The organism is Enterobacter sp. RIT637 (genome assembly GCF_019718755.1).
Lineage (GTDB): Bacteria > Pseudomonadota > Gammaproteobacteria > Enterobacterales > Enterobacteriaceae > Enterobacter.
In genome coordinates this window covers 405,794-418,627 of the sequence record NZ_JAIHAZ010000002.1, presented here as the reverse complement: position 1 = coordinate 418,627, position 12,834 = coordinate 405,794, and the positions used below count along the sequence as shown (strand labels likewise).

Below are 12,834 nucleotides of genomic sequence, written 5' to 3'. Positions count from 1 at the left end.
TGTGTTGTTTCCATGCCTATCGGCAGCCGCGCAGGTAAACTTGATGCTGAAACCGCGTCCATAAGAAAATAATATTTTTACGGGTTTATTATTAAAAAGTTAATACTTTATCGGCGGTCAGGGTCCACTCGGCCAGCTCAACCAGCGTCCCAATCTCGACGCCATCGATCAACGGCAGCCCGGTGATGCCGCGCCCGTCTGTGCAGGTCTTACACAGTTTGACCGGCACATTTTGCGCGGTCAGGATCTCCAGCATCTGCTGGATGTTGTACCCTTCGGCGGGTTTTTGTCCCTTCAGCCCCGCGGTGACGGCGTCCGACATCAAAAAAAGACGTAGCTCAAGCGCGCTCTCTTTTTCACGCAGCGCTATCGCCAGCCGCAGGCTGTTGAAAAGGGATTCGCTGCCGTAGGCCGCACCGTTGGCGACGATCACAATCTTCTGCATGTTGACTCCTGTTGTTTGAAAGGCACGAATATTGCTTATCTCTCCAGGAGATTCGCTACCCGGGAGAGTAAGCATGACATTAATGGCGGGCAGTTCACCCGCGGCAACCGAGTGGTTCCAGCGCGCGACATTCCTTCGCCGGGAGCAGCTCGGCAGACTGGCTGCACTGGGCGTGCTGGTTAACGGTATCAGCCGCCTTGTGCACATGCTCCAGTGCGAACGCGGGGCATCCAATGTCTGGCTCTGCTCCCAGGGTAAGCTGTATGCCCCCGAATGCAAAGCCAGTCGTGGGCTGGTGGATGAAAACCTCACCGCGCTGCAGGCCATGCTCGACGCACAACTTCCGGTCTCGGGGAGCGGCGTTTGTGAGCGCGTCGCCTGTGCGTTACTCAGCCTGGAAACACTGCCTTTGCTGCGTGACGGGATAGACACCCAAAGCATAACGGCACCTCAGGCAATGGATCATTACTGCCGGATGCTTCGCCATCTGCTCAGTATCGTACCGCAACTCAATGACAGCATTGACGATCCGCAAATCGCGGGGCGTTTTGTCGCCCTTTATAGCCTGATGCAGGGCAAAGAGCTGGTAGGGCAAGAGCGGGCACTCGGGGCGATAGGCTTCACGCAGGGGTTTTTCAATGATGAAACCCGTCAGCGACTGGTCGACAGGATTGACGGGCAGCAGGCCTGCTTTGAGATCTTTTTATCCCACAGCCACGGGGAGGTGCAGAACACCTTTACCCAACACTGTCAGCCCGACCGAGAAACAGAGCAACTCCGGCGCGTCGCCTGCACCCGCCAACCCGCCGCTGACAATGGCAATACCGCGCTGAACTGGTTTGCCCTGCAAACCTCGCGTCTTGAGCATCTGCGCGCGCTTGAAGAGATCGTCATTGCAGATCTAATGGTGGCAGTGGATGACGCGATTCAGGCGTCCGGTGAAGCCACGATGCGGAGCGATGAGCATGACGATCCACTTGCGCTTTACCCGGATAAACCCTTACTGCTGCTGGTTCGCCAGCAGGCGCGGGAGATAGAGCAGCTCTCCCGCCAGCTGGCATCGCTCCGCGATACGCTTGAGGAGCGCAAAACCATTGATAAAGCCAAAAGCGTGCTGATGACCCATCAGGGCATGAGCGAAGAGCAGGCCTGGACGACGCTGCGCAAAATGGCGATGGACAAGAACCAGCGCATGGTGGATATCGCCCAGGCGTTGCTTATGGTGAAGAGCGTGTGGCAGCTAACACCAAAGGAGTAGCTGCACAATCAGTGGGCATTTAGTGCCTGATTGAGGTGCGTAAACGCGAGGCAACGCGGGTTATCGCCTCAGAAACAGGGGCATTAAACCTGGCATTCACTTTGCATTATACAATTAACCATTTTTGACGGTGCGCCAACGGCGGTGCATCAGTCTTCGGGATAAAGGCGTCCAGCGGTGCTCCGGCACGGCGGGCGCTTTTTTTTTGCTTTTTTTCGGGAGCGGTTATGGCGGATTTGTCGAGACGGCGATTTTTGCAGGCCAGCATGCTGGCGAGTGGCGCAATGCTGTTACCGGGTGTCATGCATTCCGCATGGGCGGCAGGCTCGGATAAACCGGAGCAGGAAACGGTGCGCATCGGGTTTATCCCGCTGACCGACTGTGCCCCGGTGGTTATCGCGGCGCTGAAAGGGTTTGATAAAAAATACGGCATCACCATCGTGCCTACCAAGGAGGCGAGCTGGGCGGCGGTGCGCGACAAGCTGGTGGCGGGCGAGCTGGATGCCGCGCACATTCTCTACGGCCTGCTGTATGGGCTGGAACTGGGGATCGCGGGCAAGCCGCAGCAGATGGCGAACCTGATGACCCTCAACCAGAACGGTCAGGCCATTACGCTCTCAAGCGATTTGGCGGAGAAGGGCGTTCACGAACTCGACGGGCTGAAAAAGCTGATTGGCCAGCACGCGCCGGGAACCTACACCTTCGCGCACACTTTCCCGACCGGGACGCACGCCATGTGGCTCTACTACTGGCTTGCCAGCGCGGGCATTAACCCCTTCGACGATATCCGGACCGTGGTGGTACCGCCGCCGCAGATGGTGATGAACATGCGCATTGGCAACATGGTGGGCTTTTGCGTCGGCGAGCCGTGGAACGCGCGGGCGATTAACGACCGCATCGGCTTCACCGCCGCCACGTCGCAGTCAATCTGGGCCGACCATCCGGAAAAAATCCTCGGCACGCGCCGCGACTGGGTGGAGAAAAATCCGCACACCGCGCGGGCGCTGGTGAGCGCCGTGATGGAGGCTGCGCGCTGGATCGACGCTTCCCCGGAAAACAAGCGCGAGACCGCGCGGATCCTCTCCCGCCGGGCGTGGCTCAACTGCAAAGAGCAGTACCTCACCGGACGGATGCTGGGCGAGTACGACAACGGCCTGGGCCAGCGCTGGCAGGACGCGCACCCGATCCGCTTCTTCAACGAGGGGGCCGTCAGCTATCCGTATCTCTCTGACGGAATGTGGTTCCTGACTCAGTTCCGTCGCTGGGGCTTGCTCAAAGCCGCGCCGGACTACACGGGCATTGCGCAGCGCATTAACCAAACCTCGGTCTGGCAGGATGCCGCTACCGCCGTCGGCGGCATGTCCACGCCGTCATCACCGTACCGCAGCAGCACGCTGATGGACGGTACCGTCTGGAACGGTACCGATCCGGAAGGGTACGCCAGCCGTTTCGCCATTCACCGTAAAGGGGCCTGATTATGCAGCATCTGCAAAACACGAAACCACAAGAGACGTCGGAGAGCGGAGAAGTGATTGTCCTGCCTCCGCTACAGGTTCGCCGCCGCACGCCCGCGTTTGCGCGCCGCATGAACGATTTTTTGCAGCGCGTGATTCCGGCGCTGCTCGGCCTCGGGCTGCTGGTGGTGCTCTGGCAACTGGCGGCCATCAACAGCAAAGGCTTCCCGACGCCGCTGAGTACCCTGGACTCGGCAATCACGTTGTTTGCCGATCCGTTCTACCGCGACGGGCCAAACGATATGGGCATTGGCTGGAACGTACTTGCTTCACTGCTGCGCGTCGCCATCGGCTTTGGGCTGGCAGCGCTGGCGGGCATTCCGCTGGGCTTTTTGATTGGCCGCTTCACCTTTTTCTCGCGCATGTTCAACCCGCTGATTGCGCTGCTGCGCCCGGTTAGCCCGCTGGCCTGGCTGCCCATCGGCCTGCTGCTGTTTCAAAAAGCGGAGCCCGCGTCGAGCTGGACCATTTTTATCTGCTCCATCTGGCCGATGGTGATCAACACCGCTGAGGGCGTGCGCCGTATTCCGCAGGACTACCTTAACGTCGCCCGGGTGCTGCAGCTATCCGAGTGGACCATCATGCGCCGCATTCTCTTCCCGGCGGTACTGCCCGCGGTGCTGACCGGGGTGCGCCTCTCTATCGGCATCGCCTGGCTGGTGATTGTCGCCGCCGAGATGCTCACCGGGGGGCTGGGGATCGGTTTCTGGATCTGGAACGAGTGGAACAACCTCAACGTCGAAAACATTCTCATCGCCATCGTCATCATTGGCGTGGTCGGGCTGCTGCTGGAGCAGGGGCTGATGCTGATTGCCCGCCGCTTTAGCTGGCAGGAAAAATAAGGAGCGAACATGAAACCATTAATTCAGGTCCAGGCTGTGAGCCAGCGTTTTTCCACCGCCAGCGGCGAGTTTCTGGCGCTGCAAAACGTCTCTTTTGATATCCACGAGGGCGAAACCGTCAGCCTGATCGGCCATTCCGGCTGCGGCAAATCGACGCTGCTAAACCTTATCGCAGGGATCACGCTGCCGACGGAAGGGGGGCTGATTTGTGACAACCGCGAAATCGCCGGGCCGGGTCCGGAACGTGCGGTGGTCTTTCAGAACCATTCCCTGCTGCCGTGGCTGACCTGCTTCGACAACGTGGCGCTGGCGGTGGATCAGGTCTTCCGTCGCACCATGAGCAAGGCCGAGCGCAAAGAGTGGATTGAGCACAACCTCGACCGCGTGCAGATGGGACACGCGCTGCACAAGCGCCCGGGGGAGATCTCCGGCGGCATGAAGCAGCGCGTCGGCATTGCCCGCGCGCTGGCGATGAAGCCGAAAGTGCTGCTGATGGATGAACCCTTCGGCGCGCTCGATGCGCTGACGCGCGCCCATCTGCAGGACTCGGTGATGCAGATCCAGCAGGCGCTGAACACCACCATCGTGCTCATTACCCATGACGTGGACGAGGCGGTACTGCTCTCCGATCGCGTGCTGATGATGACCAACGGCCCGGCGGCCACCGTCGGGGAGATCCTGCGCGTTGACCTGCCGCGCCCGCGCAACCGGGTGCAGTTGGCGGACGACAGCCGCTACCACCACATGCGCCAGCAGATCCTGCATTTCCTCTATGAAAAGCAGCCGAAAGCGGCGTAACGAGGGGGCCTTGATGCGACTGGTCATTATCGGTAATGGCATGGCGGCCACCCGCCTGATTGCCTCGCTCACCGGGCGTGCTTCCGGTCGTTTCGCTATCACCGTCGTCGGTGACGAGCCGGAGCATGCCTATAACCGCATCCAACTCTCGCCGGTACTGGGCGGTGAAAAAGCGGCGGCGGGTATCTGCCTTCAGAATGACGACTGGTACCAGGCGCGCGGCGTGACGGTGCTGCGGGGCGAAAAGGCGATCGCCTTAAACGTGGATACGCGGGAAGTGCAAACCACCGCCCGCACGCTGGGCTGGGATGCGCTGGTGTTCGCCACAGGGTCAACGCCCTTTGTTCCGCCCATTCCCGGCAGCGATGCGCCGCACGTATTCACGTTCCGTACCCTGGAGGATACCCGGGCCATTCAGGCGATCGCCGGTCCGGCGGTGGTGCTGGGCGGCGGCGTGCTCGGGGTTGAGACGGCGGCAGCCCTGGCGCGCTCAGGTGACAACGTCACGCTCGTTCATCGCGGTCCGTGGCTAATGGAGCAGCAGCTGGACCAGCAGGCGGGCATGCTGCTGGAAGAGGCGCTGGCGGCACGGGGCGTGCGCTGCGAGCTTTCTTCAGGCATCGCGGCCATTAACGGTGGTCGCGTGACGCTGCTCAACGGGCGCAGCGTCGCCGCCGCGCGCGTGGTGTTGGCAACCGGCGTGCAGCCCAACGTTGCGCTGGCGCAGGCCAGCGGTATTCGCTGCGCGCGCGGCATCGTGGTGGATCCCCGGATGCAAACCTCCGCACCGAACGTCTACGCCATCGGCGAGTGTTGCGAGATTGACGGCCAGACCTTTGGCCTGGTCGCCCCCTGCATGGCGCAGGCGGATATCCTCGCCGCACAGCTGGCCGGCGACGTCACCGCGCCGTTTTCCCTCATCGACAACGGTATGCGCCTCAAGGTGACCGGCGTAGAGCTGTTCAGCCTTGGGCGCGCGGCAGAGCAGGAGGGCGACGTGGTCTGGAGCACATGGGATCCGCTGACCCGTCACTATCGACGTTTACTGATCCATCAGGGGGCGCTGGCAGGCGTGCTGCTGATGGGCGACTGCCGCAGCGCGGCAACATTTACCGATTTACTGGCAACGGCTGCGCCCGCATGTGCGGACTGGCTGTTCGATCGTTTCACTACGCAACCGCAGGTTGCAGGACAGAACGCTATGACAAAACCTACTCTGGTGGTGGTTGGGCACGGTATGGTCGGCCATCATTTCCTCGAAGACTGCGTTAACCGCAATCTGTATCAGCAGTATCAGATCGTTGTCTTTGGCGAGGAGCGCTATGCCGCCTACGACCGCGTGCATCTGTCGGAATATTTTGGCGGCCGCAGCGCGGCGTCGCTCTCGCTGGTGGAGGGGGATTTCTTTGCTGACAGCGGCATTGAGCTGCGCCTGTCGCAGCAGGTCGTCGCTATCGACCGTGACGCGCGCGTGGTGCGTACCGCCAGCGGGCATGAAACCCACTGGGACAAGCTGGTGCTGGCGACCGGCTCGTATCCCTTCGTCCCACCGGTTCCGGGCAACGATCTGCCGGGCTGCTTTGTTTATCGCACCCTCGACGATCTCGATAATATTGCCGCGCATGCAAAGGACTCGCGTCGCGGCGTGGTGATTGGCGGCGGCCTGCTGGGGCTGGAGGCGGCGAACGCTCTGAAGCAACTCGGGCTGGAAACCCACGTGGTGGAGTTTGCGCCCAATCTGATGGCGGTCCAGCTCGACGGCGACGGCGCGGCGATGCTGCGCAGGAAAATCGAGGCGCTGGGCGTTGGCGTTCACACCAGTAAAGCGACGACGGAAATTGCGTCGACGGACGGCGGGCTGGTGCTGCGCTTTGCCGATGGCGAACAGCTGGAAACGGACATGGTGGTCTTTTCTGCCGGCATTCGTCCGCAGGACGCATTGGCGCGCAGCAGCGGGCTGGCTATCGGCGAACGCGGTGGGATCTGCATTGACGACGGCTGTCACACCTCCGATCCGGACGTGCTGGCCATCGGTGAATGCGCGCTGTGGGAAGGGAAAATCTTCGGTCTGGTCGCGCCGGGTTATCAGATGGCGCGGGTGGCCGCCGCCGCGCTGGCGGGTGAGGATAAAAGCTTCACCGGTGCGGATATGAGCACCAAACTCAAGCTGCTGGGCGTGGACGTGGCCTCGTTCGGCGACGCACACGGGCGCACGCCGGGGGCGCTGAGCTACCAGTGGACGCACGGCCCGCAGCAAATCTACAAGAAAATCGTGGTCAGCCACGACGGCAAAACGCTGCTCGGCGGCGTGCTGGTGGGTGATGCCAGCGAATACGCCACGCTGGTGCAGATGATGCTTAACGGCATCAGCCTGCCAAAAGAGCCGGAAACGCTAATATTGCCCGCGTTGTCAGGCAGTGCGCCAAAAGCGCTCGGCGTGGCGGCGCTGCCGGAAAGCGCGCAGATCTGTTCGTGCCATAACGTCAGCAAAGGCGATATCTGCCAGGCGGTGAGCGCGGGGGCAACGGATATCGGTGCCATCAAGCAGTGCACCAAAGCGGCGACCGGCTGCGGGGGCTGTAGCGCGCTGGTGAAGCAGGTGATGGAGTACCAGCTGGCGGCGCAGGGCGTGGAGGTGAAAAAAGACATCTGCGAACACTTCCCGTACTCGCGCCAGGAGATTTACCACCTGGTGCGCGTCAACCATATACGCACCTTTGACCAACTGATTAGCCGCTACGGGCAGGGGCATGGGTGCGAAATCTGCAAGCCGCTGGTGGGGTCGGTGCTCGCCTCCTGCTGGAACGAGTATCTGCTGAAACCGGCACACTTGCCGCTGCAGGACACCAACGACCGCTACTTTGCCAACATCCAGAAGGACGGGACGTATTCCATCGTGCCGCGCATGCCCGCCGGGGAAGTGACCGCCGACGGGCTGATCGCCATCGGCCAGATTGCGAAACGCTATGACCTTTACAGCAAAATCACCGGCGGGCAGCGTATCGATCTGTTTGGCGCCACCCTCGAACAGCTGCCGGAGATCTGGCAGGCGCTGGTTGAGGCCGGGTTTGAAACCGGACACGCCTACGGCAAATCGCTGCGTACGGTGAAATCCTGTGTCGGGTCGACCTGGTGTCGCTACGGCGTGCAGGGCTCCACCAGTCTCGCGGTCAGGCTGGAGCACCGCTACAAGGGCCTGCGCGCGCCGCATAAAATCAAAATGGCGGTCTCAGGCTGTACCCGCGAATGCGCAGAGGCGCAGAGCAAAGACGTGGGAGTGATCGCCACCGACAAGGGCTGGAACCTCTACCTGTGCGGCAACGGCGGCATGAAGCCGCGCCATGCGGACCTTTTTGCCAGCGACCTTGACGACGAAACACTGATCCGCACCGTCGACCGTTTCCTGATGTTCTACATCCGCACGGCGGATCGCCTGCAGCGCACCAGCACCTGGATGGACAACCTGGAAGGCGGCCTCGACTATCTGCGCGAGGTGATCGTCAACGACAGCCTGGGTATCGCCCACGAGCTGGAGCTGGAGATGGCGCGGGTGGTAGAGACGTATCAGTGCGAATGGCAAACCACGCTCAGCGATACCAATCGCCTGGCGCTGTTCCGCACCGCGGTGAACGCCGCGCCGTCGGATGAAAGCAAGCGCTGGCAGGAAATCTGCGGCATCGACGATATTCCCGAGCAGGCGGGCATTGGCGCGCGTCTGGGCCGCAAGCCGATCGCACTGTTCCGTTTCGGACAGCGAGTTTACGCCCTCGACGACCTGGAGCCGGGCAGCACCGCGAACGTGCTTTCACGCGGCATTCTCGGCGATGCGGCGGGCGAGCCGGTCGTTATCTCTCCGCTCTACAAGCAGCGGATTCGCCTGCGCGATGGCTGCCAGGTGGATAACGGTGAACCTGCGGTACGCGCCTGGCCGGTAAAAATTGAAAACGGCAAGGTGTGGGTCGGGAACGACGCGATAGTGATGCGTGCGGAGGCCTCATGACGGAAACCCGGACAACGTGCCCCTACTGCGGGGTTGGCTGCGGCGTAATCGCCCGCGTGGAAGGTGGAGCGGTAAGCGTTCGGGGGGACGAAACGCATCCTGCGAACGTTGGCCGCCTGTGCGTGAAAGGATCGGCCCTGGGGGAAACGACGGGGTTACAGGGGCGATTGCTGCGCCCCGTTGTTGACGGTGTTGAGATGGGCTGGTCGCAGGCGTTGGGGGCGGCAGGTGAGCGCCTGCGGGAGATCATCGACAAATGGGGGCCGCAGGCGGTGGCGTTTTACGCCTCCGGGCAGCTGTTAACCGAAGATTACTATGCCGCCAACAAGCTGATGAAAGGGTTTATCGGCGCGGCAAACATTGATACCAACTCCCGGCTCTGCATGTCTTCGGCGGTGGTCGGCTACAAGCGTGCCTTCGGCGAAGACGTGGTGCCGTGCAGCTATGAGGATGTGGAAAACAGCGATCTGGTGGTGCTGGTGGGATCCAACGCTGCATGGACCCATCCGGTGCTGTATCAGCGGCTGGTGCAGGCAAAGCACAACAATCCGCAGATGAAGATGGTGGTGATTGACCCGCGCCGTACCGCCACCTGCGATATCGCCGATCTGCATCTGGCGCTTGCCCCGGGGAGCGATGCCGGATTATTTGTCGGCCTGCTGAACCTGATTCAGGGAGCGGATGAGTGGTCCGTTGAGCGCGTGGCGGCATTTTGCGGTCTTTCGCCGCAGGAAATCGGCACCTTTTACGACTGGTTTATGACGGCACCTCGCGCCATCACGCTCTACACCATGGGGATCAACCAGTCCACCAGCGGCAGCGACAAGTGCAACGCCATCATCAACGTCCATCTTGCCAGCGGGAAGTTCAACCGTCCGGGCTGCGGCCCGTTTTCGCTGACCGGACAGCCAAACGCCATGGGCGGGCGGGAAGTGGGCGGGCTGGCGAACCAGCTGGCGGCGCACATGAACTTCGAGCCGGACGATCTCTCGCGGGTGGCGCGTTTCTGGGGAACCGAGCGGTTGGCGCAGACGCCAGGCCTGATGGCGGTGGAACTGTTTGACGCCATCGCCCGCGGCGAGGTGAAAGCGGTGTGGATCATGGGGACCAACCCCGCCGTATCGCTACCGGACAGCCACGCGGTGTGTCAGGCGCTGGCGGCTTGTCCGCTGGTGATCGTTTCCGAGGTGATGCAGGAGACGGACACCAGCCGGTTTGCCCATATTCGTTTTCCGGCGCTGGGCTGGGGCGAGAAAAACGGTACGGTAACCAACTCAGAGCGGCGCATTTCGCGCCAGCGCGCGTTTCTGCCCGCGCCGGGCGAGGCAAAGCCGGACTGGTGGATTATTGCCCAGGTCGCTAAAAGGCTGGGCTATGATGAAGCCTTTGCCTGGGAACATCCGCGGGATATTTTTTGTGAACATGCGGCGCTAACGGCGTTTGAAAACAACGGCGAGCGCGCGCTCAATCTGGGTGAACTGGCGACGCTAAGCCGCGAGGAGTGGGATGCGCTGGAGCCTTATCAGTGGTGCGCCGGTCATTTTCCCCGCAGACGGATTGTCCCGGTTATCCCATCGCTGCCCGCCGCGGGGATCAATACCCTGTACCCGCTGATGCTCAACACCGGGCGTATTCGCGACCAGTGGCATACCATGACCCGCACGGGATACGTCGCACGATTAATGCAGCATATCGCCGAGCCGTTGGTTGACATCTGCCGTTCAGACGCCGCTCGATATGGAGTGTGCGCGGGGCAATTAGCGCGAATTGCTTCCCCGCGCGGGGTGATGGTTGCCCGGATCCAAATTAACGATGCACAGAAGGCGGGAGAGCTGTTTCTCCCGATGCACTGGAATGCGCAATTTTCCCGTCAGGGGAAGGTCAATGCCCTGGTGGAAGGCCGCGTTGACCCGGTTTCAGGCCAGCCGGAGAGTAAACAAACCGCCGTCAGGATCCTGCCCTGGCAGCCGGGCTGGCAGGGAGAGCTATACGCGCGCGACTTACCGGAACTACCGTCCTTCGTGCACTGGTGGCGCAAAGCGTCTCGCCTGACGCTGGCGGGTGATAAACCGTTCCTGCCATGGGTCATGGATTACGCCAGCGGCAGGGGCTGGCAGCTGCAGGTAGCGCAGACCGGCGAGCGTAGCAGCGTGCTGGCCTGGCATAACGGCGAGCTGATGCTCGCCTTCTGGGAAGGAACCGCGCGACCGGAGCTGGCGCACCCGGTGATTGAAGCGGCTTTTCAGTCGCCCCCCTTAACGCCCGCTGCGCGTCATGCGCTCCTGAACGGGCAGGGCGTGGGGGAGGTGGTGGATCCGGGTCGCATTATCTGTAGCTGTTTCAGCGTCGGGGAAAAAACGATACGCGAGGCGATTGGCGGAGGGTGCGATTCCATTTCGGCGCTGGGGGCACGTTTGCGCTGCGGAACGAACTGCGGTTCGTGCGTGCCCGAGCTCAAAACAATGTTTCAGGAAATTCCGGAAAATTCCCCTTAAGGCTGCAAAAGTGGAGCAATAGCGTTATGGTATCCGGTGTTCTTACGTAAGCACCGGGTATTACTTACGCCATTGATGACTGTTTCTTTACCTCTCCGTTCGTTTTTTTTACTCCCCTTTATTTTGGCCGGAGCCGTTCACGGTGCGCCGAATTCCTTTATGCAGCAAGCGCAAAATCCGTTTGATAATAACGGCGACAGCTTACCCGATCTCGGTATGGCAGCCCCAACAGGCGAGGGCGAAAAGCACCTTGCTGAAATGGCGAAAGCCTTTGGCGAAGCCAGTATGACCGACAACGGCCTGACGACAGGCGAGCAGGCGAAACAGTTCGCACTGGGTCAGGTTCGGGATGTCGTGAGCGGTGAAGTGAATGAGCAGATTGAATCCTGGCTTTCCCCCTGGGGTAACGCCAGCGTGAATGTGCTGGTGGACGATGACGGCAATTTCAATGGCAGCAGCGGAAGCTGGTTTATTCCCTGGAACGACAACAATCGTTACCTGAGCTGGAGCCAGCTGGGCCTGACGCAACAGACGGACGGTCTGGTGAGCAATGCCGGGATTGGCCAGCGCTGGGTCGCCGGAGACTGGCTGCTGGGCTATAACACCTTTTACGATAACCTGCTTGAGGAAAACCTGCAGCGCGCCGGGCTGGGGGCAGAAGCGTGGGGGCGAAATCTACGCCTGTCGGCGAACTACTATCAGCCGTTCGCCAGCTGGCGCGACAGCGCGGACCTGCAGGAGCAGCGAATGGCGCGCGGGTATGACATCACCGCTAAAGCCTGGCTGCCGTGGTTCCATCATCTGAATACCAGCGTCAGTTTTGAACAGTATTTTGGCGATAACGTCGACCTGTTTAACAGCGGAACCGGCTACCACAACCCGATGGCGGTGAATCTGGGACTCAACTATACCCCCGTTCCGCTGGTGACCCTGACGGCGGCCCATAAGCAGGGAGAAAGCGGCGTCAGCCAGAATAACCTCGGGCTTAAGCTCAACTATCGGTTTGGCGTGCCCCTGGTCAAACAGCTGTCCGCCAGCGAAGTGGCTGTGACGCGTTCGCTGCGCGGCAGTCGCTACGATTCGCCAGAGCGGGAGAACCTGCCGGTCATGGAGTTCCGCCAGCGCAAAACGCTGTCGGTCTATCTGGCAACGCCGCCGTGGGATCTTAAAGGGGGCGAAACCGTTATGCTGAAGCTGCAAATACGCAGCAAGCATGGTATTCGTCAGCTGCACTGGCAGGGTGATACGCAGGCGCTGAGCCTGACCGCACCGGCTGACAGTACCAGCAGCGACGGCTGGAGCGTCATTATGCCCGCATGGGATAACGCTGAGGGCGCAACTAACCAGTGGCGGCTGTCGGTGATCGCGGAAGATAAAGACGGGCAGCGCGTCTCTTCCAATGAGATCGCGCTAACGGTGGTTCAACCGCTGGTCGCATTGCCCAACGAGGATCCACGGTGGAAGCTGCTGCCGGATGAGTAA

8 protein-coding genes are annotated in these 12,834 nt (G+C 61.2%); 7 read left to right on the top strand and 1 reads right to left on the bottom strand.

Annotated elements, in window-relative coordinates:
* Positions 1-91: 91 nt before the first annotated feature.
* Complete coding sequence (locus K5E19_RS05550; protein ID WP_010432934.1) at positions 92-445, bottom strand: DsrE/DsrF/TusD sulfur relay family protein; 354 nt, start codon at positions 443-445, stop codon at positions 92-94.
* A 73-nt stretch (positions 446-518) separates the two neighbouring features.
* Here K5E19_RS05550 and nasR point away from each other — a divergent pair, with 73 nt between their 5' ends.
* From nasR to K5E19_RS05515, 7 genes are all read left to right on the top strand, one after another.
* The gene (gene nasR / locus K5E19_RS05545; RefSeq protein WP_221550328.1) at positions 519-1,703 is read left to right on the top strand and encodes a nitrate regulatory protein NasR; all 1,185 of its coding nucleotides are present in this window, start codon (positions 519-521) and stop codon (positions 1,701-1,703) included.
* Between the two features lie 227 nt (positions 1,704-1,930).
* Complete coding sequence (locus K5E19_RS05540; RefSeq protein WP_221550327.1) at positions 1,931-3,178, top strand: CmpA/NrtA family ABC transporter substrate-binding protein; 1,248 nt, start codon at positions 1,931-1,933, stop codon at positions 3,176-3,178.
* A 2-nt stretch (positions 3,179-3,180) separates the two neighbouring features.
* A complete protein-coding gene (ntrB, locus tag K5E19_RS05535; RefSeq protein WP_221550326.1) occupies positions 3,181-4,059 on the top strand; it encodes a nitrate ABC transporter permease in 879 nt (292 codons plus the stop codon).
* Between the two features lie 9 nt (positions 4,060-4,068).
* The gene (locus tag K5E19_RS05530) at positions 4,069-4,857 is read left to right on the top strand and encodes an ABC transporter ATP-binding protein (RefSeq protein ID WP_042715167.1); all 789 of its coding nucleotides are present in this window, start codon (positions 4,069-4,071) and stop codon (positions 4,855-4,857) included.
* Between the two features lie 13 nt (positions 4,858-4,870).
* Positions 4,871-8,857 (top strand): nitrite reductase large subunit NirB, encoded by a 3,987-nt coding sequence (gene nirB, locus K5E19_RS05525; protein ID WP_221550325.1) that lies wholly within the window; start codon positions 4,871-4,873, stop codon positions 8,855-8,857.
* Positions 8,854-11,352: a nitrate reductase gene (locus K5E19_RS05520; protein ID WP_221550324.1), complete on the top strand. Its 2,499-nt coding sequence runs from the start codon at positions 8,854-8,856 to the stop codon at positions 11,350-11,352. Before nirB ends, K5E19_RS05520 begins: the two co-directional genes overlap by 4 nt.
* Positions 11,353-11,427: 75 nt before the next feature.
* A complete protein-coding gene (locus K5E19_RS05515; RefSeq protein ID WP_221550323.1) occupies positions 11,428-12,834 on the top strand; it encodes a YchO/YchP family invasin in 1,407 nt (468 codons plus the stop codon).